General features: G+C 46.6%; 20 protein-coding genes. 1 reads left to right on the top strand and 19 read right to left on the bottom strand.

Going from position 1 to position 25,545, the window contains the following annotated elements; all coding sequences use genetic code 11:
* Nucleotides 1-404: 404 nt before the first annotated feature.
* From QJ036_RS10715 to QJ036_RS10770, 12 genes are all read right to left on the bottom strand, one after another.
* Complete coding sequence (locus QJ036_RS10715) at nucleotides 405-590, bottom strand: hypothetical protein (protein ID WP_283231380.1); 186 nt, start codon at nucleotides 588-590, stop codon at nucleotides 405-407.
* Nucleotides 591-592: 2 nt separating this feature from the next.
* The gene (locus tag QJ036_RS10720; protein ID WP_283231381.1) at nucleotides 593-3,964 is read right to left on the bottom strand and encodes a DEAD/DEAH box helicase family protein; all 3,372 of its coding nucleotides are present in this window, start codon (nucleotides 3,962-3,964) and stop codon (nucleotides 593-595) included.
* Between the two features lies 1 nt (nucleotide 3,965).
* Nucleotides 3,966-5,000 carry an Eco57I restriction-modification methylase domain-containing protein gene (locus QJ036_RS10725; protein ID WP_283231382.1) on the bottom strand — a complete coding sequence of 345 codons (1,035 nt, stop codon included), beginning with the start codon at nucleotides 4,998-5,000 and terminating at the stop codon, nucleotides 3,966-3,968.
* Between the two features lie 4 nt (nucleotides 5,001-5,004).
* Complete coding sequence (locus QJ036_RS10730; protein WP_283231383.1) at nucleotides 5,005-5,928, bottom strand: restriction endonuclease subunit M; 924 nt, start codon at nucleotides 5,926-5,928, stop codon at nucleotides 5,005-5,007.
* 143 nt (nucleotides 5,929-6,071) lie between these two features.
* Entirely contained in the window at nucleotides 6,072-7,991 is a 1,920-nt protein-coding gene (locus QJ036_RS10735; protein WP_283231384.1) for a Helicase associated domain protein, read from the bottom strand.
* 4 nt (nucleotides 7,992-7,995) lie between these two features.
* The gene (locus QJ036_RS10740) at nucleotides 7,996-9,591 is read right to left on the bottom strand and encodes an ATP-binding protein (protein WP_283231385.1); all 1,596 of its coding nucleotides are present in this window, start codon (nucleotides 9,589-9,591) and stop codon (nucleotides 7,996-7,998) included.
* A 14-nt stretch (nucleotides 9,592-9,605) separates the two neighbouring features.
* On the bottom strand, nucleotides 9,606-11,717 hold the full coding sequence (locus tag QJ036_RS10745) for an integrase catalytic domain-containing protein (protein WP_283231386.1): 2,112 nt from the start codon (nucleotides 11,715-11,717) through the stop codon (nucleotides 9,606-9,608).
* Nucleotides 11,710-12,351 (bottom strand): TnsA endonuclease N-terminal domain-containing protein, encoded by a 642-nt coding sequence (locus tag QJ036_RS10750; RefSeq protein WP_283231387.1) that lies wholly within the window; start codon nucleotides 12,349-12,351, stop codon nucleotides 11,710-11,712. The genes QJ036_RS10745 and QJ036_RS10750 overlap by 8 nt, the downstream gene beginning before the upstream one ends.
* Before the next feature lie 324 nt (nucleotides 12,352-12,675).
* Nucleotides 12,676-14,865: an anaerobic ribonucleoside-triphosphate reductase gene (gene nrdD, locus QJ036_RS10755; RefSeq protein ID WP_283231388.1), complete on the bottom strand. Its 2,190-nt coding sequence runs from the start codon at nucleotides 14,863-14,865 to the stop codon at nucleotides 12,676-12,678.
* A 143-nt stretch (nucleotides 14,866-15,008) separates the two neighbouring features.
* A complete protein-coding gene (locus QJ036_RS10760) occupies nucleotides 15,009-16,184 on the bottom strand; it encodes an NAD(P)-dependent malic enzyme (protein ID WP_283231389.1) in 1,176 nt (391 codons plus the stop codon).
* Nucleotides 16,185-16,224: 40 nt separating this feature from the next.
* The gene (locus QJ036_RS10765) at nucleotides 16,225-17,325 is read right to left on the bottom strand and encodes an endonuclease/exonuclease/phosphatase family protein (protein ID WP_283231390.1); all 1,101 of its coding nucleotides are present in this window, start codon (nucleotides 17,323-17,325) and stop codon (nucleotides 16,225-16,227) included.
* A 182-nt stretch (nucleotides 17,326-17,507) separates the two neighbouring features.
* Nucleotides 17,508-18,353 carry a class II fructose-bisphosphate aldolase gene (locus QJ036_RS10770; RefSeq protein ID WP_283231391.1) on the bottom strand — a complete coding sequence of 282 codons (846 nt, stop codon included), beginning with the start codon at nucleotides 18,351-18,353 and terminating at the stop codon, nucleotides 17,508-17,510.
* Between the two features lie 173 nt (nucleotides 18,354-18,526).
* Here QJ036_RS10770 and QJ036_RS10775 point away from each other — a divergent pair, with 173 nt between their 5' ends.
* Nucleotides 18,527-19,297, top strand: a complete 771-nt coding sequence (locus QJ036_RS10775; protein WP_283231392.1) for a DeoR/GlpR family DNA-binding transcription regulator — start codon at nucleotides 18,527-18,529, stop codon at nucleotides 19,295-19,297.
* Nucleotides 19,298-19,380: 83 nt separating this feature from the next.
* Here the strand turns inward: QJ036_RS10775 and QJ036_RS10780 are convergent, their stop codons facing one another.
* The 7 genes from QJ036_RS10780 to QJ036_RS10810 form a co-directional block, all read right to left on the bottom strand.
* The gene (locus QJ036_RS10780; protein WP_283231393.1) at nucleotides 19,381-20,637 is read right to left on the bottom strand and encodes a Glu/Leu/Phe/Val family dehydrogenase; all 1,257 of its coding nucleotides are present in this window, start codon (nucleotides 20,635-20,637) and stop codon (nucleotides 19,381-19,383) included.
* A gap of 230 nt (nucleotides 20,638-20,867) precedes the next feature.
* The gene (locus QJ036_RS10785) at nucleotides 20,868-21,209 is read right to left on the bottom strand and encodes a hypothetical protein (RefSeq protein ID WP_283231394.1); all 342 of its coding nucleotides are present in this window, start codon (nucleotides 21,207-21,209) and stop codon (nucleotides 20,868-20,870) included.
* Nucleotides 21,210-21,227: 18 nt separating this feature from the next.
* Nucleotides 21,228-21,599 carry a hypothetical protein gene (locus QJ036_RS10790; protein ID WP_283231395.1) on the bottom strand — a complete coding sequence of 124 codons (372 nt, stop codon included), beginning with the start codon at nucleotides 21,597-21,599 and terminating at the stop codon, nucleotides 21,228-21,230.
* Nucleotides 21,600-21,652: 53 nt separating this feature from the next.
* Nucleotides 21,653-22,930 carry a dicarboxylate/amino acid:cation symporter gene (locus QJ036_RS10795; RefSeq protein ID WP_283231396.1) on the bottom strand — a complete coding sequence of 426 codons (1,278 nt, stop codon included), beginning with the start codon at nucleotides 22,928-22,930 and terminating at the stop codon, nucleotides 21,653-21,655.
* On the bottom strand, nucleotides 22,931-23,788 hold the full coding sequence (rfbD, locus tag QJ036_RS10800) for a dTDP-4-dehydrorhamnose reductase (RefSeq protein ID WP_283231397.1): 858 nt from the start codon (nucleotides 23,786-23,788) through the stop codon (nucleotides 22,931-22,933).
* Nucleotides 23,785-24,429 carry a GTP pyrophosphokinase gene (locus QJ036_RS10805; protein WP_283231398.1) on the bottom strand — a complete coding sequence of 215 codons (645 nt, stop codon included), beginning with the start codon at nucleotides 24,427-24,429 and terminating at the stop codon, nucleotides 23,785-23,787. Before QJ036_RS10805 ends, rfbD begins: the two co-directional genes overlap by 4 nt.
* A gap of 22 nt (nucleotides 24,430-24,451) precedes the next feature.
* On the bottom strand, nucleotides 24,452-25,384 hold the full coding sequence (locus QJ036_RS10810; RefSeq protein ID WP_283231399.1) for a S1 RNA-binding domain-containing protein: 933 nt from the start codon (nucleotides 25,382-25,384) through the stop codon (nucleotides 24,452-24,454).
* Nucleotides 25,385-25,545 lie beyond the last annotated feature (161 nt).

A 25,545-nucleotide genomic window follows, 5' to 3' on the forward strand; every position in this document is an offset into this window, starting at 1 on the left:
TTTTTGTACTTGACATACTTAATTATACCACGGATGCGGGTCCTTTTGGGGCCCGTTTTCTGTTTTCGTACAAAAAAGGAGCTGCTGCTCCGTAGATTATTACTCTACTTTTGCAACAGCCCCGTAAACAAGTTGTAACATGTCCTTTTACAACTTTATTTGAAACAAACTCATGGGGGTTTTAGCTGAAATTTGGCATTCCTCGACAACTTTAATTGAAATATATTATTTTACTCATATTTAACAATTAATTTTGTTACAACTTTATATGGAATATGAGTATTAACTCTGTCATGAAAACTTACTTTCTGATCTGTCAAGTATACCACAAAACTATCAACCATTCAACCTCTATCTCAGATGCGGTGCTAATCCAAAGTACCACATCCGAAATAATACTCTAGTTATTTTCCTGTTCCCGTTTCTACATCATCATTCTGAACATACGAGGCGAAACAACGCTTCACTGCTATCTCTACAGCGGCAGTCTTTGTTGCTCCCGTCTCTTCACAATAAGCATCAAGTATATCTGAGACTTCTTTATCCAATTTTATATTCAGGTGTGTATATTCCTTTTTCGGTCTCGGCATAGTTACACCTCCCCAAGCACATCGCCAAACAGCTCAATCAGTTTAGCCTCCAAAGTGCCATCTTTGGCATACTGAAGGGAATCACACGGTCTGATGTTATGCTTTTCAATGTCCACCTCATCCTTGAAGCCCAAAATGTACGACAGGCTGATCCGATAAATAATCTCGGTCGGCGCGAGGCCGAATACCTGCTTTTCAAAGATATGGCGGAGGCGTTCGTTTCCATCAGGGAACAGTGCCTTCATGCGTCCACTCTGATACAGCCGCTTCACGATTTCAGTGATGTACATACCTGACTTCATATACAGGTCTGCGAATGTCTTATTCGGGTCATCAAAGCAGCCAGGATTTTCTTTTTCCAGCCGATCAACCATATCTTTTACAACCCACTTCGGGGTAAAGATCTGATTGGTTTTCTGCGGAGGGATGTAATCGAAAATATCCTCTGTGGTTTCTGGATTAAAGTAATCTGCCAAGGCTACTTTCTTCGCCAGAAATTCCCGAACAGAATCATTGAATACGACCGGATCAAATAGATGGCCGTAATAATCTTCCATTTGACCGGTTTCCGGATTCAACACCTGACCGCCATCTCGAAGCAATCGGAACTGCTCTAAAGAGATACTGGTCACTTCCCGGAATACTACATCTGGAATGATTTGGTCAAAAGTTTCTAGTGTTGTACCATCATCCCCGTATGCCATTAGGAAGGAGGGGATTGTCCGGGAAAATCCGCGCAGATGGTCTTTGATTCCGTCCTCAATGGTCCGCTTCTTCTGCTCCCGTTTTTCCGTCTCTACCGTTTCCACAACCGTCTGACCTGCCGTATCGATAAAACTGTTCACGGATTCCTTGATGGTCTGCTGAAGCGTTTCAACCGCCTGCTTTTTCTGCTTATCAATGTGCTGATTCACCGCCTGCATTTCTTCTCTGGTCGTTGCTTCCGCAAGTTTTTGCTCTCGCTCTTTCTCCAGGATCTTCTGTTGGATCTGGAAATCACCAACAGCTTTGCCTACTACGGCATGGGTTTCTGTCTGCAGTTTTCGTTCCAGATTTTTCTTAGTTGATACAGAAAGGTCTTTTCCATATTCTTCCACAGCCTTCTGAATGACATGATCGGTTACTTCGGTTTTAAAGGTCTTGGAAAGAGATTCGATCAGGACGTCCTCTGGCTTCTTATCCGATTTCTTTACGTCATAATTGGCAATCGCTTCCTCTACCCTGTTTCCAATAGAATCCGTATCGAAAATCTTTGCACCGAACAGCTCTGCCGATTTTCCGATCACATAACCAATATCCATCTCAACCTCACCGGAATCATTTACGGACAATTCTTCCGCGGTATCCGGATTCACGCCAAGTGGTGTCGTCGGTTCTTTTACGGCTTCCATGCTAGTCAGAATATCAATGACAGCTTGCGGAGCATTAAAGATATGGCCGATATTCTGGAAAAGAAAATCAGACATAAAGCCACGGCGAACAACTTCCTTGGATTTCAGTTTACGCGGGATGGAAAGCACTTTTTCCGCATCCAGCTGGATCATTTCACCGTTTTCATCCTCACCGACAACCGGGAAGAAGTTTAACAGTTCCCGGACATGCTGCTTTCTGATATCGGAATCTCCCTTATCGCCGGATGTATCTTCAGACAAACCGTTTGCAATCTGTTCATAGATAATCAACGTTCTGGCCGGATCGAAATCAAAGATATAAGCATTTTTCTTCCGGTACTGTTCCTTGCCATTAGAGAAAAGGCACGGGTTCTGGGCACGGAAAGCAGCCTGCATATACAGGGCCGGGCTTTTCAAACTAGATAGCATCAACACTGCCGACCATTCCGGGAGCGTGACACCGGTTGTGAGCTGACCAACGGACAACGTAATGGTCTTATCGTGTTTTTTAATCGCGTTCGTAACCTTATCGTAGGCTTTCTTAATCTCTTTATCGTCGGCTTCCTGGTCTTCATCCAGTCTTCCGTCTCCTGCCGCAAGGACAATTTCATAATTTTTAAAAACCGGATGATCGTGCAGTTTTTTCGCCAGGGCCTTTACGGAATCAACACGGTTTAATAACCATAAGGTATGTTTTAACTCATCACGCAAATCCGGAGTGGAAAATGGAAACTTCTCCTGTTCCGTCATGGCATCCAGAAACTTGTCAACAGATTCATCGTAAACAAATTTTCCGGATGTATTGGTGGAAAAGAACTCATTCAGATCAAAGGCATACTCAACCGTTTCACCGTCCAGTGCCTTTCCCTGAGACAGCTCGTCCTTAATGATTTCCGACATCTGATAGGTAAACATATTAAGCTGTGGGAGTTTTCCATAAGGGTTCTCCTGTCCAGGTTCTGCCTTAAATTCCCGCTTTGCTTTCTGCTCATCCGCATAGGTCCAGTTGTAAATTGCCTTCTGATCAAACTTATCATTTGCCAGAGCCTTAAACGGGGTTCCGGAAAGGTGCAGCGTGTATTTCCGATGGATCCGGTCAAAGGCTACATCGGTTTTGTAGGTATCGACACCCTCATGGGCCTCGTCAATCACAAGGATATCCCAGACCATCGGATGATCCTTGTCACCGCAGATCTCGTGCAGTTTATCATACTGACCGCCGAAATACAGGGAGCCTTTCAAATCCTGGAGAGACACAAATTCAATGCAACCGCAAAATTCGTCATCTTTCACATGAGCACCGATCTTTTTGTATTCATCCCTAGAAATGACATAGGGTTTTCCCTGGATCCCGTCTACGGTACTGACAAAATGATATCCGGACTTCACACCAACAAATTTCTCATAATCCTCATACCAGCTGTTGGCAATGGCAGGCCGGTTCGTGACGATCAGAATATTGATAGCTCCTAAGCGCTTGCAAAGATCATAGGTAGCAAGCGTTTTTCCGAAACGCGGTTTTGCATTGAATAGGAATTGACCATGTTCATGCAGCTTGAAATAATTAATCGCACTGCTTACGGCTTCTTCCTGCTCTGGTCGGAGCGCATAGTCAATGACTTCCGTTCCCTGGAGCTGACCACGATCCGCTTTAAATGAGTAAAACATCGTGCGGCTCAGGGCTGGAAGAATCTTAAACCATTCTGTTTTTGGCTTTCGCTCAATTCCACTTTTGGAAAGATAGGCGTGAAAATCAGAATCATGGAAAATATCTCCGGATCCATCGTCATAGATGGCTGTTCCCTTCCATTCCAACTTATACTCCACATCTGCAGTGTGCATCTGCTGACCCAGTCGTTTATCAACACTCTGCTCTGTATATCCGATCTTCGTCCAGCCATCATGTCGCCGGATCTCCGGAGTGGTATAGGCATAAATCATCGGCACAACCTTCTCGGCAGTATTTAAGTTGATTTTTGCCATTTTATACCATCTCCTTTACATTGGATTCAATAAATAGAATTTCATCATCTGTTAGCTTATATTTTTTATAAAGTTGTTGATCAATTTCGGAAATAGACTTAGACCAATCTACATCTGAATGATTCGTGAAATTTTGTTTAGGAATATAACGCCAAACAGCTGGTAAATTATCTTGTGTTACTTTCAGAACATATAATAATGCGCGACAAAATTTTGTTTTGAGGTATTTTAAAAGATTGATTGCATCTGTTTCTTCATCAAACGTTCCAACAGAAATATAGGTTTGAGTAAAAGCAACGTTAGGCTGAACCACTATCATTTCGGAAAATGCCTCTCCAAATTTACCTGAACCAGTAGCTTTAGGTACAAGTACTTTATATTTATAAAGGCTTTTATGATTGGATTTTAAATATCGTCGGTGACAGTACTTTTTTCCTCTTTTGCCGTTGACCAAGCCATAAACTGAATAGTCATCGTCTTCGGTCGGCACATCTGTGAAAATAGGATTGATATTTAAAACATTGGTTTTTAACTGACTATGTCTCCCTCCATCTCCAATGTATTTAGTATAATCAGGATGATCAGAGTATATATTGTTTAAATCATAAGTATTAGAACTGTCAGCTATATCTGTCAAACTGTCCTCAACACATTCAGCTCCTGCCTTTTTAAGTACCGTTTTTAATTCTTTATATGGTACAAAAACCCGAATAGGTTCATAATGTTCATTTGAACTTCGATAAGTAACAGCTACACCACCCTTTATATCCGTGTTATGAAAGATCTTTGATGCATCTCGTTCATAAAGCAGAACTTTAAAATGTGAATCATCCAGCATTTTTTTATTCCATGCTTTTGGTGTTTGTCCAGCGTTAAAAAGAAAACGGGCAGGTGTAATTAGTTCAACTACATTAGCAACTTGATTCGCCTCATCCATGAAGCGATCATATACTGGTGGCATTCTTGTTGAGTCAGAATCAGTCACTTCCTGGTATGGCGGATTACCTATGACAAAATCAAACAACTTTTTTCCCATATTCTCACATCCCCTTTTTTAAATCTTTATATATAATCATTTCTTTCGAACGCCAATTTTTAATCTTACACGGAAGTGCCACGTCTTCCGGTTCCGGCTCTTCAAACATATCAAAAAGCGACATCTGATGGTACGCCTCGTGCGGTTTTCCAAGCGGAACCGTATCTTTCAGGCCATCCATCTGCCAAATATTCCATGTCACTATGTTCGCTATTCGCTTTAGTAATTTCATATCTGGATCTTCACCGAATCGCTCATCATAGTAGTCGCAGTAGGTTAAAACGCAGTTGATCCTGGCAATGAGCAGGTTATCGCCCTGATATTCATAACCGTAACAACTCTGCACGGCCCGTTCTGCCCATTTGATCCAGTTTTCTTTGGTATCCGTGTTCTCATTCACCACACGGAGTTTACGGTCGAGCATTCCGATGCGCTTGATGGGAGGCACGATCAGTTCTCCTGTCGTTGTATCGTAACGTGAGACGAGATAAGGAGCTTCACCGCAGGTGATCTCAAGCCGTTTTGAATCAATATAGCTTTTCCATGACTTATCTCCGAAAGCAATATTATCCTCCGTAACCGTCCAAGTATTGTCGTCGTTCTCGTGATTGAAGACGTCCTTCCGACCAAACCATTGCTCATCAGCGTAGTTGTTCATTTTGTTACAAAGCCACACTGGAGTCATGACCTCTGCTTTCTTACGAGTACGTTCCTGCTGTTCCTCCAGCGTCTTGCTGATGCGAGGCTGCAATACGAATGCGCCTCCGAGCAGTTCCGGCGATATGATGTTCTTGTCGCCGTATCCTGGACCGAGATTCGTGTACGCATCTGTAGCCCATATGATGTTTTTCTTTGTCGTCTTGTCCTGCAAGAGCAGTGGTAGCAGCTCTTTGATTGGATATGAGTTGATATCTATTAAACCAGCCACAGAACGGCCTCCTTATCGTCGTATTGTTTAAGCGACACTTTTCGTTATCTAGCATCACTATTCAATAATAATATACGTTTTTTGTGATGTTTCGTCAACACCTTTCTTCTCTAAACCACGTTTTATTATGACAGATTCCAACATCAACTTACAAAGAATAATGGATTTGCTTTTAGAAGTTTTTCCTTGCGCTCATCGCTCATTTTCCCTGTTTTATACCATTTTCTCTGGGTCTCGACCCACGCACCAAGATGCTCGCCTTCGTAATCTGTTCTCCTTGATATATATGTCGTACTTTTTTCTTCGATATAGCGAAGATACTGCTCATACCGTCTGTTCCATTCCGTTTCTTTTGGGTCGAAATCGAATCCGATATCAGATAATTTCTTTACCTTTTCTGGTGTCATTGTCCGTTTATTGCAGTTGTAGTTATCCCGCTGGCGTTGGCACCATAGTCCAAGGTTTTCTCCTTTATATAAGTCTCTTTTTGGAATAGTTATGTTGCCATGCTCTGCCTTATAGTCCAATAACAGCGCATACATTCTTTCCCACTGATCCGCAAAAGAACTGTTACAGAAAGGACATCTGGCCCCCATATAAAAATACTTCGGGCTATATTCCGTAGTTCGTCCGCAAACATGATGAAGAATTGATATTTTAGTGTTCTGGTTCACAAAATCTCCAACCATTTCATACTCCCCATTAGATTCCCTGGCGATCCTGTCTCGAAGGTACTCCGTAGTCATGTTGTGAGGGAAACAGATACGACAATGAGGCGAACGAACAAACTTCCTGTATCTTGCTTCGAAGATATGACCACAATCCCGTGCTCGTATTTTGCATAGTGATTCAGCCGAAGTAAACTCACACAAATCATAATTTCCGAGCTCAGATATCGTCTTCTTGGCCTCTGCTTCGGTGATCACTGATTCACACATACAACGAACGCCCTCATATATGAAGCCTCTTGGCGTTACAACTGTATGATGACCGCATTTATGATGAATCAGATCTATTTTCCGGTTCATAGATTTAAATGCAGAGCTCGCACTATATCCATTTGTTTCAAACACTCTGTTAGCAAAGTCGCTTTCCGACAGAGATTCATTGCACAAACCACAACCAAAGACATTTAGCTCAGCAAATGGGGTCGATATATAATTCCGACCACATGTATCACAATGATATATCTCAAGCAACGGATTGCTATCCGCCCTTTGAATGAGTGATATCATCTCATTTGCGTCAGGATACAAGAACATAAAGAGCGGCATTAATTCCTCAGGAGAGACATACTCAGCTTTAATCATTTTCACTTTCAGGAAATGTGGAATATCCATTTTGAGCAGATCTGCATACTGCCAGCTGTGCAGATCACTATTAAAAGAGGCATATGCATCCGAAACAGAATATCCTCTATCTTTCAAAGTGCTGTACAGAATACCTTTTAGTGCTTTAATATCCGTTGTAACACCTGCATCAAAGATCTCTCTTGCATAATCTGCATACACAGCATCTGATGTCGAGATCAATTCATATGTAGAATAAGCGGTCCAATCGTAATCGCAGGCACGACCCTTGGTTCCATCAAAACGCATCAGAGCACAGTGGTGTTTTGGGCACACCCTTATGCCTGAAAGATGATGTATCCGATGCAGATATGCCTCTCCATACATTGCAATATCTTCTTTAGCACATTCCGGACACACATGTAATTGCTGAAATATACCATTCGAGGTAGTGTTTACGCTGCTTTTCTCCATGAAGACATTGTTAACGTATTTCGTCTGTTGACCTTCCGTCATAAACATTGCTTCAAACGGAAACGTACTGACAGATAAGAACAATTCGACCATATCAGGCTTTTTCAGAAGACTGTCGTATAACCCGACAAATTCCCGCCTGACATCCGGCCGGAACGAATTGATGGTGGCATTTTTTACACCAAGATATTCAATTAAAAAGTCTTTCACTAACAAGCCATTTGCTGCTGCAAGACGATGTATCCATGAATATAACAGTTCGTCTGGATACGGTTTTTTGCCTACCGGAATGAATCCCAATGTGTTAATTCTCCTTTATGCCCAGAAAATCCCGCATATGCTGCATGTCGGGCGTTTCAAGTTTATTCTTCATATTGCTCCGTTTTGGAGCCCTCTGAAGCTGTTCAACGACAAGGCGACTGATTTCCTTTTCAGTCTTTCCCTGCGCAGATTTTCTTCTAATTACTTTGTTGTATGCTGTCTCAATCTGCGCATCCGAATACTCGTCATACAAAGCTCTTATAATCGACACGACATTGGATAACTGAATCGTTTCCATGGAAGTATCCATGTTGATGAGCTTCTGCATCTCAGTTTCTTGTTTTGCAGCATCAAGAAGAGCATCTATTTTCGTTTCTGCCTCTCCCCTGATATTGTGGAGTTCGACCGTATTCTCAGTAGATTCGAGATTAGCCAAAACGTCCTGAATGCCAGGATAGAACTTATTTGCAACAGTCCTCACATATTTATCATCAACCGTCGGTTTTTTCTTTTTGCTCAGATAATCGTAATGCATACACGAATATACAGCGACAAGCTGGTCTACAATACCTTTTGTGACGTCGTACAAGGCATCTATAAGCTCGTTTGTGGCCTCAACTGGAGTATCGAACCACTGATACCTGAAAAGCGATTTAACAAGGTGTTTGAAGTAGTCCTTATTCTCACAGTAAAGATTACCGTTGATCATTACCCCGATTCTTCTCGATGTCCTGAGTTCTCGAAACATCTTGTCTCTGGCGTCCTCGGTTCCAACAACTGCTATGGCAACCTTTGTTCTATTCGACAGGGTCAGAAGAGAATTGAATGTGTTTTCTCTGGTGTGTTCAAAATCTATGAACTGAATCTCATCAAGGATGATGATACCGATGCCAAACTTCTCTACATACTCCTTAACCAGTTCCGCCTTCTTTCCAAGACCCTTTGCTCTTGAGATTGCTTTTGCGTAAACGGGCGTGATATTGTTCAGGGCCTTATCTATAGCATCGCCAATGCCTTCATACAAGGCAGAAAAGTTGCTGTTTGGAATACAGTTGACCACAAGGTATGTAATTTGCGGGAAATAGCCCCCGTTTTCATCGGTATGTATGATTACCTGCGGATAATAATTCACAAGATTGCTGATAGCTGAGCTCTTCCCGCAGCCTGAATATCCGATTAGGGAAAATCCGGCATTTGTGGCCTCGCTGGAATCTCCGCTTAGAATAAGATTCGTCGTCTTGCTGGTATTATCTACCGTCAATTCTATCCGTGAGTTATCAGATTTCATCTGCTTTCTTGCTCTGTACGAAGTGAGCAGAGCATTATAAAGTGAAAATTCCAAATCCCTGTTGAATGGCAACGGGAACCTCAGTTCTCTCAATGTGCCAACTGCAAGCATCTTGTCGAGCTTAGACATATCCTTAACCTTGTCATAGCTATATCCGGGAAGTTCCCTTGTATAAGCTCTTCTGATACCAAAATCGTCTCTCGGATTTGGAAGAGCCTCAATATACGGATTTCCCTTATCTATATCCATTCTGGCAGGAATATAAATGGCGTCGACAATATTTGTTTCATTCAGGTCATAATCGTCATATTGCGAAGCGCCTTCTTCGCACTGTGTATATTCATAATCCACGGACGGTTCCTCCACTAATTATTCTCCCAGAAATCCTCAAGGGCTTCCTCAAAGTTATCATAATCTTTTCCGTTATTGACGGTCGCATTGTCAGGACGTGCAGCCGGTTCTTTTCGGGGAAGTTCTGAGCTCGTTTCGATTCTTGCCGTAATACTTCCTTCATGTGAAACGGTCTGCTTTTCCAGTTCCCTTGCAGGCCGCATATTCTTAGGATCGGAGATTGTTTCTTTCTTTGCCTCGTCCACAACCGCCGCGTTCACCGCATAATTAAATGCTGAAAGTTCCTGGTTATGAACCCGTCCTTCTGCATCCATCTGCTTTTTTTTCTTGAGATAATCTTCATATTGCTTCATAGTCAAACCTTTGAAATCTGCATTGCCGGAAAGTCTTTCATTCAACGGAGCGTCAATGAGCTTTCCGTTACACAAATAATAGATATGACCAACATCACGCATATCCATTCTGGCGTCAAACGACACTTTCTTCGTTCCCGCCTTAAACATTGCCTTTGAAAGTTCAGTGTCGTTATCTGACAAATAGTAAAGGTTTTTGTAAGATATTCCCCGCCTATCAACCTTTGCTTTCACAGGAATCATCAGATCAAAAAGATACTGCTCGCGAACAGGAATGGGCCTGGGATTGCCGTACTTTTTTACACCATAATCCCATAAAAGGCACGGAATAGGTTTGATTCCCTGTTCAATCATCTCTTTGGTGACAGGGTAGGAGGAATCATATTCCTGATTATGTGTCAGGACAAAGTTGATCACCATTTTCGTGTACTGCTCGATATTCAGAGTAGCTTCCTTGTGATGGTTCGAATCGTATCGTTTTTCAATCAAGCCATAGTTTTCAAGATGTGGGTTCTGCTTTGAATGCATCTGATGGAATGACTGTTCAACGATACCTTTTAAAGATCCGGAAGCGCCTGGTACTATCTGCTTTTCAATTCCAAGTTCGTTGCAGATACGATCAAACTCTTTGCTCTTAAACTCCGATCCACGGTCTACTCTCAATCTGCGGGGAATGATATTCGACCGCCACATAGCAGGGTTGTCAAAGCCCATCCCATATTTTTTACAGTATTCAAGCTTATCATCGGCAAGATTGAGGAAAAGATTTGTGATGCCTAATACCGAGTTGTTATCAAAAGCAACTGATACAGCCAGAATCATTCTGGTGAATACATCTATCATAAAGTAAACGATAGGCCTTCCAATTGTTTTATTCGGATCAAATGTAGACACGAGAGATACATCTGCTTCACAAGCGTCGATCTCAACCATATCGCCCGGACCAAATACTTCAAACGTAGAGTCGCTGGTGATAAGCCTCTTGTTGTTGCGTTGTTCCTGCGCGGAAGTTTTAATAGCGTCCTTTTCTTGTTCTGTAAGCTGCTTGTTAGCATAGTAGTAAAACTGACGCATTGTCGGTCTCTCAGCCTCAGATAATAAAACAAGCGTAGGAATACCATTGCGTAGCTCTGTCTTAGTAAAATGGAGAGCGTTCATTCTGTCGTAACAAGCCCTTAAATTTTTTTGTCTTCCAGAACGGTATTCTTTAAGCGCTTCATTAAAATATTCCTTGATCTCATCAGTAATCAAAACGCCACTTCGACCAAAATACTCTGAGGGTTTCCCTGTCTTTACAGTGTAACTATAGGTATTTCCCTTTGAACGAAAATGCCTGTTATCGATAAGCGAAGAGTCCTTCATTCCACTTTGAATATATTTTGTAAACATTCTCCAAAACGAAGATGTCGGCATGGAATATTTCTCCAGTATCGCCTTTAATTCCGGTTTCGGGCTTTTACCACATAGATCGGTGAGACGCTTGCCGTATATGTTCATAGTCTCAGAAACAACAGCCTGTTTCATGATATATTTTTCTTTGACACTCCCATTCAAAAGTTCAGCATCAAACACGATAATGTCTTCTGATTCTTCAATCAGCCCGCCATCTACAACCAAGGTGATTATTGCTTTCAGACTATGCGTCATCAATATAAACTTATTGGTATCCATCTGGCATAGCACAACATTCTCATATGATAAATCTACAATCCTGTATCGCGTTTGTGTTTGAGGATCTTTAAGGATGCCCCCTACTGCAATGAGGTTATTCATTTTTCACCTCCAATAATTTCATTAGATCAGAATTTTCAATAGGTTTGAAACCCATATCGAACTCTATTTCTTTAATAGCAATTTTGTGTTTTATCGCACTAACCACATCGAATACAAGTGCCGCGTCATAAAACTCAGTAACAAGTCTAATATTTGATGCCAGTATTGTATTCATCTCAGACTTGAATACCAATTGACATTCAGTTCCTTGATTGAGCCAATACTGTTTTTCAATGCACAAGAGCTGCATTTGTCTTTTACTTAATTGTTTGTCTGCTTTAACAGAATATGCGACCTCTGTTCCATCTTTTTTAGTTGCCAGCATATCCGTAGTCATAATTTCTCTTGGTGGAGGAAATCCCATCTCATTTGCGATATTAACTGTTTCCGTATAATCAAGAGGATATTGTTCCCTTACGTCAACGTTTGTGTCATCCCAGCGAAGGATATAATACCAATACATTTCTCCCTGAGATAAGCAGTGAACAGCTCGACCAGTTTTCCAATCCTTGATGACTGATGTGGTTCCCTGGCTATTAAACTCACTGGTCGTAATATAAGGCTTATAGTCTGCACCCGTTCCTTGTCCCATCTTTCGAATGGCTTTTGTTTTTGCTGATGGGCGATTACTCATACAATCACCTCTTTTTATTTGTTCGTGCATAAATAATATGCATTATTATTTCAAATATAGTTGTGATTATCGAAAATTTATTTCATATAGAGATGTAAATTCCTCTATTTTTTATTATAGCATTTTCTTATTTCATTTCAAGCGTGCGAGCAAATAAATAGAGCCGAAACATCTCTGTCTCGACTCTACCCTCTTTAAATGCTGATTATTTAGTTCTATTTTAACTAAAGTTGTAAATCAGCAAATTTACTGTTTTCCATCTGTTTCATCTATAGTTGTTTCTGTTTCAGTTAGAGTTGTAAATTTACATAACATTTTCAGTTTTTACAGATGCAGTACCCGATCCTTGATCTCCTGGGTACGTCCCTGATTCCAGAACTGGGTTCCGATATAGCCGCAGGTACGGCGGGCCACAAAGAGCTTATCCTGATTGCGGTTTCCGCAGTTGGGGCACTCCCATATGAGCTTGCCGTCCTCCTGCTCCTTGATCTGGATCTCTCCGTCATAGCCGCAGCACTCGCAGTAATCGCTCTTGGTGTTGAGCTCCGCGTACATGATGTTGTCGTAGATGAACTTCATCACCGACAGTACGGCGGGAATATTATGCTGCATGTTGGGCACCTCCACATAGCTGATGGCGCCGCCGGGAGAAAGCTTCTGGAAGTCAGACTCGAACTTCAGCTTACTGAAGGCATCGATCTCCTCGGATACATGCACGTGATAGCTGTTGGTGATATAATTCTTGTCGGTCACACCCTTGATGATGCCGAACCGCTTCTGAAGGCACTTGGCAAATTTGTAGGTTGTGGACTCCATCGGTGTTCCGTAAACGGAATAGCTGATGTTTTCCGCAGCCTTCCACTCGGCACACTTGTCATTTAACCGCTGCATCACTGCCAGGGCAAAGGGCTTCGCCTCCGGATCGGTGTGGGACTTGCCCAGCATCCTCATGCACATCTCGTAGAGACCTGCATAGCCCAGGGAAATGGTGGAATAGCCGTTGTATAACAGCTTGTCGATGGTCTCGCCCTTTTTGAGTCTTGCCAGTGCACCGTACTGCCACAGGATCGGTGCCACGTCGGAAACCGTTCCCAGAAGGCGCTCATGACGGCACCGCAGTGCCCGGTGGCAAAGCTCCAGGCGCTCGTCCAGGATCTCCCAGAACTTATCCATATCCCCCTGAGAGGAGCAGGCCACATCCACCAGATTGATGGTGACAACGCCCTGGTTGAACCGGCCGTAGAACTTATAGCTTCCGTCGGGATTCTTCTGGCTCTCCTCCACAGTCAGGAAGGAACGGCAGCCCATGCAGGTGTAGACATTGCCCTTCTTAAGCTCCCGCATCTTCTTGGCGGAAATGTAATCGGGAACCATCCTCTTGGCGGTACACTGGGCAGCCAGCTCGGTCAGATACCAGTATTTGGAATCCTCGGTGATATTATCCTCATCCAGCACGTAGATCAGCTTGGGGAAGGCGGGAGTGATCCAGACGCCCTTCTCGTTCTTCACGCCCTGCATTCTCTGGCGGAGGACTTCCTCGGTGATCATGGCAAGGTCATCCCTGGTCCGGCCCTCAGGCACCTCATCCAGGTACATGAACACGGTTACAAAGGGAGCCTGTCCGTTGCAGGTCATCAGCGTGATCAGCTGATACTGAATGGTCTGGATGCCGCTCTTGATCTCTTCCTTCAGACGGCGCTCCGTCACTTTGTTAATGATCTCTTCATCCATGGACTCGCCGCAGGCCTGACGCTCTTCGATCACTGCCTTTTTTAACTTCTGGCGGCTGATGTCCACAAAGGGAGCCAGATGAGCCAGAGAGAAGGACTGGCCGCCGTACTGGTTGCTGGCTACCTGAGCCACGATCTGGGTGGTCACGTTGCAGGCTGTAAAGAAGCTGTGGGGCTTCTCGATCATAGTCTCGCTGATGACCGTGCCGTTCTGAAGCATATCCTCCAGATTGATCAGATCACAGTTGTGCTCTCTCTGTGCGTAATAATCGGTATCGTGGAAATGGATGATGCCCTCCTCATGGGCACGGACCACTTCCTCGGGAAGCAGGACTCGTCTGGACAGATCCTTGCTGACCTCGCCTGCCATATAGTCTCTCTGGGTGGAGTTGATCACCGGGTTCTTGTTGGAATTTTCCTGGGTCACTTCCTCGTTGATGTTGTCCAGGAGGGAGAGAATGCCGTTGTCCGTGGTATTGGACTTACGGGTCAGCTCTCTCTTGTAGCGGTAGCGCACATACTTCTGAGCCACCTCATAGCCTCTCATCTCCATGATCCCGGTTTCTACCATATCCTGAATATCTTCCACATTTACCGCATGGGTCGATGCCTGAATCTTGTCTGCCACATTGTCGGCAATGGCAAGAATCTGGTAATCATTCATCTTGTGGATATTGTCAACCTCATGATTTGCCTTCTTGATCGCATTGACGATCTTGGACAGATCAAAAGTTACCTCTTCCCCATTTCTCTTGATTACTCTGTTTTTTACCTCAATACTCATAATTCTCCTCACCCGCATCCTACCAGATGTTGATATTTCTTTCGTTGTGAAACACAATATATAGTTGCAGATTTAATAATACAACAAAATATAGGAATTGAAAAGGGGAAAACCGAATGTTTTTAAAAAAAACAATATGCGCCCTACAGTCTGGCTACGCCGGTATCTCTGGCCGCCTGAGCCACTGCCTTTGCCACCGCGGGGCCGACACGCTTGTCAAATGCCCGGGGAATAATATAATCTTCTGAAAGTTCTTCGTCGGAGATCAAATTTGCCAGAGCATAAGCTGCTGCCAGCTTCATCTCATCATTGATATCTCTTGCGCGGACATCAAAGGCTCCGCGGAACACGCCGGGGAAGGCCAGCACGTTGTTGATCTGGTTGGGATAATCGCTCCGTCCGGTGGATACCACGCGGGCTCCTCCTGCCTTGGCGTCATCCGGGAAGATCTCCGGTGTGGGATTTGCGCAGGCAAATACGATGGCATCCTGATTCATGGTCTTCACCATCTCCGTGGTCACCACGCCGGGGGCAGATACACCGATGAATACATCGGCACCCACCAGCATATCAGCCAGAGAGCCGGCCTTCTTTTCCAGATTGGTCACCAGAGCCATCTCGTCCTTGATGGGGTTCATGCCTTCCTTCCGGCCTTCATAGATGGCGCCGTGGCGGTCACACAGCGTGATATGCTTCACCCCGCTCTTCAGCAGCAGTCTGGCAATGGAAATAGCCGCAGCTCCGGCACCGTTCATGACGACCCGGATCTCCTCCTTCTTCTTTCCCACCACCTTCAGAGCGTTGGTCAGACCGGCCAGGGTAATGATGGCCGTTCCGTGCTGATCGTCGTGGAAGATCGGAATGTCACATTTTTCCTTTAATTTCTTCTCGATCTCAAAGCATCTGGGCGCTGCGATATCCTCCAGATTCACACCGCCGAAGGAACCGGAGATCAGATAAATGGTGTTGACGATCTCGTCTACGTCCTTGCTCTTGATGCAGAGGGGGAACGCATCCACATCGCCGAAGGCCTTGAAGAGCACACACTTTCCTTCCATAACAGGCATGCCGGCCTCCGGGCCGATGTCACCGAGACCCAGCACCGCGGTGCCGTCGGTCACCACCAGACACATATTGTGGCGGCGGGTCAGTTCATAGCTTTTGTCCACATCCTTCTGGATCTCCAGACAGGGCTGGGCAACACCGGGGGTATAGGCGAGGGACAGATCGTCCTTCGTTTCCACGGGCACCGTAGCCACCACTTCAATCTTTCCCTTCCATTCGCCGTGAAGGCGCAGGGACTCCTTTGCATAATCCATAATGATATTCTCCTTTTTCATATATTAATCGCCTGAGCATTTACTCCAGCGTGAACGTCAGCTTCACCGGGTTGTGGTCCGAATAGCGGAATCCGGCATCGATGTTCTCCGCCCGGGCCTTCACTCCTTCCGAGACAATGAACCCGTCCACAATGACGGTATAGGTCACGCCTTCCTCATAGGGAATGTCGGCTCCGCGGCAGGTAGGCACCAGCTCTGCATTGTCCGCTTTCACAAAATGATAGCCTTCCGCAAGCTGGGAATCATCCAGCTGAAACACCCATTCCGGCACCTTCTGTTCTGTGGGAAAGCTCTCGATGGAATCCGCGATATCGTGGTTAAAGTCGCCTCCCACGATCACGTAATTTCCCTTTTCCCGCTCTTCGGCAAGGACCTCATTGAGAAGCTCCAGCTGTTTGGCCCGGATCTTCCCGCCCTCGTCGTAGGCACTCAAATGCACGTTGATGAGCAGAAGCTCCTTCCCATTATTTACCGGGACACGGCTGATCATAAAGCACCTGTCCAGATCCGTAAACTTTGTAATGAAGGAATTGTCTACCGGGAACTGTCTGCGGATGCTCTCCTCAATGCGGTACTTACCCAGTGTCAGCATTCCGGCCTTTACAGAGCCGTGGGGCTCCAGAATCGGATAAAACAGATAGGCGCTGTGGAAATTGCAGGCGTAGGCCGACCCGTATCCGGAAAAAGCCTCCTTAAGCATCTCCACCTGATTGAGTTGATAGCTTCTTGTGGCTTTTTCATCTGCCTCCTGGATAAACAGGAAGTCCGGATCCTCCTCTTTAAGCAGGCCGATGCTTCCCTCCGTATTGGAACAGGCTTCCTCCTTCGACTCTGCCCGGGAGGACTTTCCGGCCGTCTTCGTGCCGTCCTTCATCTCCCCGGTATCCATAAAAAAGGTATAATCCTCCGAATAAGCGCCGAAGCCGATATTATAGGTCATGATCGTATAGGAGCTGTCTGTTCCCAGCTGCTCCTCCCGATTATTCTCTGTAAAGATCACCAGATTGTCCTCAATACGGTAATACTGGATCTGCATATAGGCCACATAACCGACCACCGCGACCACGATAAGAAGGAGAAGAATCCCCAGAATCTTACCGGCTGTTTTTAATACTCTCACTGCTCATCCCGCCCTTCTGCGGCCGCCGGCCGCTCTTCACCAAAGATTCTACCACAGTTTTTCCGCTCCGTCTACGAAAGGTTTTGAGCCCCTTCAGAAAAAAGCCGGCATCCGTATCCTCCGCGCCGATGCGGAAGCACACAGATGCCGGCCTTTTGTTCCTTTTATAGATTCCCCTTCTTTTACAGCCTGGAAAGCTGCATTTTCACCCTCAGATATGCCTTCAGCTTCTCCTGCACAAACATGGGAAGATCCAGAACGCTTCCCTTATCCGGATTCTGGCTGCAGAATTCCCGGATGCTGTCCAGATAAAGCTGGAAATACTCCGTCCCCACATTAAATTTGTTGATGCCGCGCCGGAATGCCTGTTCCAGCTGATCGTTGGGGATCCCGCTGCCTCCGTGAAGTACCAGAGGTGTATCCGTTGCCGCATTGATCTCGTCCAGCCGCTCAAGATCCAGCTTCGGAGTCTCCAGATATACGCCGTGAGCGCTGCCGATGGCGACTGCCACCGAGTCCACTTTTGTCTCCTCACAGAATTTGGCCGCCACCTCAGGTCTCGTGTACAGATCCAGATTATGCTGGTCGGACTGAGCTGCAAAGCCCACATGTCCAAGCTCTGCCTCCACATCTGCTCCCAGCGCATGGGCCGCATCGACCACTCTCCTGGTCAGCCGGATGTTTTCCTCCACCGGCAGCATGGAGCCGTCATACATCACCGAGGAAAAACCGCATTTAATGGCGTTTAAAATATAATCAAAGTCGCTGCAGTGATCCAGATGCAGACCGATGGGAACCTTCACCTTATCCGCCAGTTCCCGCACAGTTGCCGCAAAGCCGCTTATATTGCAGCAGTTTTTCTGAAAACTGTCAGCAGGATAAAGCATGATGATCACCGGCTTGTTCAGCTCCTCCGCCACTGCTGCTACCGAATAGGCCATGGTGTAATCGTTACAGTTAAAGGCGATCGCAGAGGTGTTTGCCTCATCTGCCATTTTTAAAATGCTGCTTACCTTTTCAAGTGCCATAGCTGTTCTCCTTTTATTTTTGTTTTTGTTTTTTATCATTTATTATCGCTTTTGTTTGAATTATAGAAGTTTTTCAAGGGTTTGTCAATAGCACCCTCCCTTCTTTTCTATTGATATTTCATGGAATATCCGTTAAACTGATAGAGAATCATCAGGAAAAACGGAGGCGTCCTATGCTGGCAGAAGAAAGAAAAAGAAAAATTATGGACATGCTTGAAAAGTCCCGGATCGTAAAAGTGGCGGAGCTGAGCCGGGCTCTCGATGCAACCGAGGCAACCATCCGACGGGATCTGGAGGAGCTCCAGAAGCAGGACAAGCTGAGGCGCGTCCACGGAGGCGCTGTTCCCAACAATAAAATGAGCCGGGATTTCAATTATTCCGAGCTGTCCGTTCTCCGCATCGTAGAAAAAAAACGCATTGCCGCACGCGCCCTGGAATATATTCACGACAGCGACACCATTCTTCTGGACAGCTCCACCACCACCTTTGAGCTTGGACGGCTGATTCGGGAAAGTGCCCTTAAGGATATTTCCGTCATCACCAATTCCTTCAATCTGACCGGCCTCTTTTCCGGAAGCCGGGTAAGGGTCATTCACACCGGCGGAGAACTGTTTTCCGGCATGAATTATGCAGCCGGAGCCATCGCCGAACAGATGCTTTCCGGCATCCGGGTCGACAAATGCTTTCTCGGCACCAACGGAATCGACCCCTCCTACGGCTATTCTGTCCCCAACTTCCGTGACGCCGCCATAAAAAAGGCCATGCTCCGCGCCTCAAAGCAGACCTTTATTCTGGCCGACCACAGCAAATTCGGAGAAGCCTACATGGCCCGGTTTGCCGACTGCAACGGCGAGATCGATTATCTCATTACCGATTACATCCCCGATGATGCGGACCGGACAGAGCTTGAGTCCTGCGCCTCTGTGATACTCACGGACAAGTAAATACTGCGTACAAAAACAGAGCCGGTCTTTCGACCGGCCCCGTTTTTAGAGGTAATATGTTGAATATGTAGATGTCTGATCAATTACGGCCAGATGCCTCTCATCTTCTTTGCATCAACGGTTCTCTTGATGGCGATGAGGTAAGCGCCGATTCTGGGCTCTACGCCCTTCTCCTTGGAGATCTCCCATACAGACTCGAAAGCACGATCCATCACGTCTTTCAGCTTCCTGTTGACATCCTCCTCGGTCCAGTACATGGACTGAATATTCTGTACCCACTCAAAGTAGGAAACAACTACGCCGCCAGCATTGGCAAGAATATCGGGAATCAGAAGGATTCCCCTCTTCTTCAGGATCTCATCTGCCTCTACGGTGGTAGGACCGTTGGCTGCCTCGATGATGATCTTGCAGTTTAACTTGTCAGCGTTGTCGCCGCGGATCTGGTTTTCCAGAGCTGCAGGAACAAGCACGGTGGTCTCAAGAGTCAGGAGCTCGTCGTTGGTGATGTGCTCAACGCCGGGAGCATCGTAATCCTTAAGGAGAGCCTTGGGTGTCTTCAGGAACTCCAGGATGCCGGGGATATCCAGGCCATCCTTGCAGGTGATACCGCCGGATACATCGCTGACACCGATTACCTTCATGCCTTCTGCGTGAAGCAGCTTGGCAGAAATGCTTCCTACATTACCCATACCCTGTACCACAACGGTGGTTCCGGCCATCTCCATGCCCAGCTTTGCCAGGGTATTCTTTGTGGTGATCATAACGCCGCGGCCGGTAGCCTCGCTGCGGCCTAAAGCTCCGCCGATCTCAATGGGCTTTCCGGTAACAACACCGGGTACGCAATGGCCCTTGAGCATGCTGTAGGTATCCATCATCCAGCCCATAACCTTGGGATTGGTTCCTACATCGGGAGCGGGAACGTCCTGCTCCGGTCCGATGATGGGAGCGATCATAGCAGTAAATCTTCTGGTGATTCTTCTCATTTCGCCTTCAGATAAGGTGGTGGGGTCGCAGACCACGCCGCCCTTGGCGCCGCCGTAAGGAATATTTACTACGGCACATTTGAAGGTCATCCATGCAGCCAGTGCCTTAACCTCATCCTGGTTTACATTGGGATGGAAACGCACACCGCCCTTGGCCGGGCCGCGGCTGGTGGAATGCTGTACGCGGAAGCCTTCAAACACTCTGACGCTTCCGTCATCCATCTGCACCGGGATGGAAACCTTTAATTCTCTCTCGGGATATTTCAGCGCTTCATAGTCAGCCTTCTCATATCCCAGTACCTTTGCTGCGTTTTCTACAACTGCCAGCACGTTGTCATACGGATTATAATTACCCATGGTAAAATCCTCCCTTTCTAGGAATTTGTGAGATCAGGTATTCTCTACACCCCCATGTAGTGTCACTGTCTACCCTCATTATTTCTCAGGATCTTCCATCTGTCAACACCCAAATTGTATTCAAAAAAAAACATCATTTTTGGATAATTCGACGAAATAATATAAAAAAAGGTACCCTTAAACTATAGATTTTTAAGTGTACCTTTTCTCATATTGTCTCATTTACGCTTCTATTTTTTATGGGTGTAATCGTCCCACATCAGGAGCCTGGCAAAGAGGATTCCCAGGCACACGATAATACCGAGGGCCATGACCGGGGTGATGATATTTTCTGCCGGAAGGAGGGAAAAGCCATCCAGGATGCAGGCGCTTCCCATGATCAGAAACACCAGTCCGAAGGCCAGATCGCAGCCTCCCATCTTTCTGCAGAGGATATCCCATTCTCCCTGGCGGTCCTCCCGTATCTTCTTTTTTGCATGCTCTGCATAACGGCCCCGGAGACGGAATTCTCCCACCGCCCGGACGCCCCAGACCACCCCGAGAAGGAGCCATATGATTCCTGCTGTCTTCAATTCAGACTTCCTCCTTCTTTATCTCCAGAATGAACCGGTATATTTCTTATTGAGAACCATCGTATATGCGACGCCGACAACAACGAACAAAAGCGCTACGCCTGCCACCCATTTTGTAATATCTCCTGCAAAGGAGAGAGAAAAGAATCCCAGCGTATGAAATACGCCTGCCACAGCCACAGCCACGGCCAGCACGCCGAGGATCAGATCTCCGATCCCCCACAGCCGACAGAACCTCGGCCACTCTTCCAGCTTATCCTTCTTCATTTTTTCCTTCAGGCTTTCCGCTGTTTTTCCCTGTAAATGGCGGAGGGCAAAGCCCTCCCCCAGATTCCGGACTCCGATGTAAAGCAACATGAGATACGTGAGTAACAAAAGCACTGTTTCCATTGATTCTTCCCTCTATCCTGTCATTTTCGCTTTCCTCTTTCGGAAGCGCGCTGTCATTTTATCGTCATATCGTTGAATATTTCCCTGTCAAACCCGCCGTCCTGATGGGCAACGATGGTGGTGCAGACTGCATCACCGGTGATGTTGACCGCCGTTCTGCTCATGTCAAGGATCCGGTCGATGCCCATGATGATACCGATGGCTTCCACAGGAAGTCCCACAGAAGCAAATACCATGGTCAGGGTTACAAGGCCGACGCCGGGCACACCTGCCGTACCGATGGAGGCAAGGGTCGCCGTGGCGATGACCATGGCATATTCCTTGATTCCCAGCGGGATTCCGAAGGCCTGGGCCGCAAAGACCACTGCCACGCCCTGCATGATGGCCGTACCGTCCATGTTGATGGTAGCACCCAGAGGAATGGTAAAGGACGAGATCTTTTTGGTCACGCCCATCTTTCTCGACAGGGTATCAATGGACATGGGAATGGTTGCATTGGAGGTGGCTGTCGAAAAGGCAAAGCCCATGACCGGCGCGAATTTCTTTAAGAACCGGAAGGGATTTGCGCCGGTGAATATCTTGAGCATCACCATATAGACCACCAGGCACTGAACTACAAGAGCAAGCATAACGCCCGCCATATATTTGATCAGATTGAAGAAGGCGCCGAAGCCGATGTTGGTGAAAGTCTTTGCCACCAGACAGAAAACGCCGATGGGGGCCACCTTCATCACGATCATGGTCATCTCCATCATAATGTCATTGAACTGGGCAAAGAAATTGGAAACCACCTCAGCCCGCTCGCCCAGCTTCGCCAGAATGATGCCGATAAGCAGGGCAAACAGAATGATCTGAAGCATATTGCCCTCGGCCAGACCCTGGATTGGATTCTTGGGGATAATATTAAGCAGCGTATCCGCCAGAGAAACACTTTCCGCCGTCTTCACCTCTGTCGCCTCCAGTTGGGAAATATCCAGACCGACTCCGGGATTGATGAGATTACCCACCAGCAGCGCGATGGAGATGGCAAGGGCTGTAGTCACCAGATAGAAGCCCAGGGTCTTGATACCGACCTTTCCCAGGCTCTTGGTGTCGCCGATGGCAGAGCTTCCGCAGATCAGGGAGCAGAACACCAAAGGCACGACCAGCATCTGCATGAGCCGCAGGAAGCCGTCACCCAGGACCTTGAAAATGCCGCCCACAAACACCGTATCCCTCACATAGCCTGCCGGAACTGCATAATGGAAAACTACGCCGGTCACAAGGCCAAGGAGGAGACCGATAAAGATCTTCGTTGTCAATCCGACTTTTTTTCTCTTTTTATCCGCCATCTATTCACTCTCCTTTCCCGCCATAAAGGCCGCCAGGGCTTCCTTCCAGTCAGGCATCTCATAGATGCCTGAAACCCGCATCATAAAATTGTCAAGCAGCGTATATCTGGGCCGGTTCACCACAGAAGGGTTTTCTCCGGCTGTCAGCGGCTCGATATTGACATTTTTGCCGGACAATCTTACGATCTCCTTCGCAAATTCATACCGGCTGCACATTCCCTCACAGGAGGCGTGATAGATTCCGTACTCGGAAGAATTGACCAGCTTTACAATAAATTTCGCCAGTTCAACGGCGCTGGTGGGAGTGCTCACCTGATCCACCGGCACAAAGATCGTGTCCTCGGTCAGGAGCTCCTCCAGAATATATCTGACAAAATTATTCTTCGTATTTCCATAGATCCAGGAGCTTCTCACCACCATATGCTTGGGCGCCAGCTCGCGGACAAACATTTCACCGGCCAGCTTGGACTTTCCGTAAACCGTCAGCGGATTGGTCCTGTCAAACTCGTTCAGGGGCTGCTTGGCCGTACCATCAAAAACATCATCAGTGGAAATGTGGATCAGCTTTGCATTGACCTTGCGGGCCGCAATGGAAAGATTCCTTGCTCCCAGTGCATTGACCCGGTATGCCTCCTCCACATTTCTCTCACACATGGCAAGATCTGTCATTCCCGCGCAGTTGATGATCACATCCGGATGATTCATGGAGGCAAAGGAATCCACATCCACCATATTCCTCACATCCACATCCAGATCGGAGGTCAGAACCTCCACATTGACATTCTCATGAAGAATCTTATAGATTGCAGAGCCAAGCTGTCCCCTGGCCCCTGCGATCCATACGCTCATTCCATTCATACTTTTTTCTCCTCTCTCTGAAGGGACTCATTGAGCGCCAGCATCCGTTCATCCAGAACAGCTGCCATATCAGCGCACTCCTTCAGACTTTCCCGCATATGCTCGGGAGCCGCCCCCTCAAACTTATACTGAATCTTATGCTCCAGACTGGCCCAGAAATCCATGGCAATGGTGCGTATCTGAATCTCCACCTTCATCTCCACCTGTCCACTGGACAGATAAATCGGCACAGAAATAACCATATGATAGCTTCGGTAGCCGTTGGGCTTGGGATTCGCAATGTAATCCTTGACCATCAGAACCTCCACGTCATTCTGCCTGGAAATGGCGTCAGCCAGATAATAAATATCCGACGTGAAGGAGCAGACAATCCGGATACCTGCGATATCATGAAGCTCCCGGTACATATTGTCAATAGTTGCCTCAAAGCCAAGGCGCTTTAATTTCTTCACAATGCTTTCCGGCGTCTTGATCCTGGCCTTTACATGTTCGATCGGATTATAATGATTGATGTGCTGAAATTCATCGCTTAATATATTGACCCTTGTCTGGACCTCCTTGAGAGCCGAATTGTAAAGCATCATCAAGGTTGTCCACTGATCCAGCTGGTCATACTCCTCAGGTAAATTCGGTATTGCCATAAGCCATCCCCCAGATGTCGTATTAATTCAGTTTGATTCCTTTCAAAAGAGCGCCCAGGCTTGTGGCTGCCTGTCCCTCCTCCACGTATTCCACATGCTCCTCGGTATCCTCCGGCTCTGCCACATCGAGAAGTGCCTTCATGCTGAGGCTCAGCTTCCCGTCCTTGACGGCAATGATCTTTACCGTGATCCTCTGTCCCTCGGACAGTACCGCCGCCGGCGACTTGATCCTCTTATCGCTGATCTGAGACACATGAAGAAGCCCGGTGGCTCCGTTGTCCAGCTTCACAAAAGCGCCATAATTCTGAATGGTTTCCACCACGCCCTCGGAAACAGCGCCCACCTCGCAGGCCGCAATCTTCCTCTGGCGTTCCTCCATCTCCTTGGCATAAGCCAGCTCTCTTGCGGAAAGCACCAGCTTTTTCGCCTCTCTGTCAGCTGTCACCACCTGAACGGAAAGCTCCCGTCCCAGCCAGTCCTCCAGATTCTCCACATAAGAGGTGTCCAGCTTGGAGGCCGGGATAAAGCCGCGGATCCCATCCACATTGGCCACTGCGCCGCCCTTTACGATCCCGTCTATCCTGACCGCGATCGGCGTCCTGTCTTCCAGGCACTGTTCCATTCTGTCCCAGGCCATGGCGTCATTGGCTGCCTTTCTTGACAGAAGCACATGGCCGTGGCCGTCATCTGCCCTGAGCACGGTGGCCGTAAGCTCAGCTCCCACCTGAACCTCATCCTTCAGGACACAGTCCGGATCATTGCTGTAATGCTCCTTCGTGATGATTCCCTCCGTGTAGGACTGAAGGTCCACGGTAATCGCATCCTCATCCACACCAATGACGGTTCCGGTCAGGATATCGCCTTCCTCCACGCTCCGGAAGGAGGCATCAATCGCTTCTTTGTAATCATCCATCGTTTCAGTCTGTTCTTCCAACATTACCTCTTGTTCTTCCATGGGTATCCCCTCCCGTTCATAAAATTAATAAGATAATCATAGCATTTTTTTGCTTCTCTGGCAATGTCCCACCTTCGTTCTGTCGTAATTTTCTGTCAAAAAGTGCGCCTTTCCCAAATACTAACAGGGAATTACGGAATTCTTAATAATTTTTAACAAGA

Source organism: Fusibacillus kribbianus (assembly GCF_030053595.1).
Lineage (GTDB): Bacteria > Bacillota > Clostridia > Lachnospirales > Lachnospiraceae > Lientehia > Lientehia kribbiana.

Excerpts from the sequence above, each read along its gene's own strand:
- QJ036_RS10805 (WP_283231398.1), bottom strand. The coding sequence starts at position 24,429 with ATGGCAATACCGAATTTACCTGAGGAGTATGACCAGCTGGATCAGTGG.
- QJ036_RS10775 (WP_283231392.1), top strand. The coding sequence starts at position 18,527 with ATGCTGGCAGAAGAAAGAAAAAGAAAAATTATGGACATGCTTGAAAAG.
- QJ036_RS10725 (WP_283231382.1), bottom strand. The coding sequence starts at position 5,000 with ATGGGAAAAAAGTTGTTTGATTTTGTCATAGGTAATCCGCCATACCAG.
- QJ036_RS10750 (WP_283231387.1), bottom strand. The coding sequence starts at position 12,351 with ATGAGTAATCGCCCATCAGCAAAAACAAAAGCCATTCGAAAGATGGGA.
- nrdD (WP_283231388.1), bottom strand. The coding sequence starts at position 14,865 with ATGAGTATTGAGGTAAAAAACAGAGTAATCAAGAGAAATGGGGAAGAG.
- QJ036_RS10790 (WP_283231395.1), bottom strand. The coding sequence starts at position 21,599 with ATGGAAACAGTGCTTTTGTTACTCACGTATCTCATGTTGCTTTACATC.
- QJ036_RS10770 (WP_283231391.1), bottom strand. The coding sequence starts at position 18,353 with ATGGCACTTGAAAAGGTAAGCAGCATTTTAAAAATGGCAGATGAGGCA.
- QJ036_RS10720 (WP_283231381.1), bottom strand. The coding sequence starts at position 3,964 with ATGGCAAAAATCAACTTAAATACTGCCGAGAAGGTTGTGCCGATGATT.
- QJ036_RS10715 (WP_283231380.1), bottom strand. The coding sequence starts at position 590 with ATGCCGAGACCGAAAAAGGAATATACACACCTGAATATAAAATTGGAT.
- QJ036_RS10780 (WP_283231393.1), bottom strand. The coding sequence starts at position 20,637 with ATGGGTAATTATAATCCGTATGACAACGTGCTGGCAGTTGTAGAAAAC.
- QJ036_RS10745 (WP_283231386.1), bottom strand. The coding sequence starts at position 11,717 with ATGAATAACCTCATTGCAGTAGGGGGCATCCTTAAAGATCCTCAAACA.
- QJ036_RS10795 (WP_283231396.1), bottom strand. The coding sequence starts at position 22,930 with ATGGCGGATAAAAAGAGAAAAAAAGTCGGATTGACAACGAAGATCTTT.
- QJ036_RS10810 (WP_283231399.1), bottom strand. The coding sequence starts at position 25,384 with ATGGAAGAACAAGAGGTAATGTTGGAAGAACAGACTGAAACGATGGAT.
- rfbD (WP_283231397.1), bottom strand. The coding sequence starts at position 23,788 with ATGAATGGAATGAGCGTATGGATCGCAGGGGCCAGGGGACAGCTTGGC.
- QJ036_RS10760 (WP_283231389.1), bottom strand. The coding sequence starts at position 16,184 with ATGGATTATGCAAAGGAGTCCCTGCGCCTTCACGGCGAATGGAAGGGA.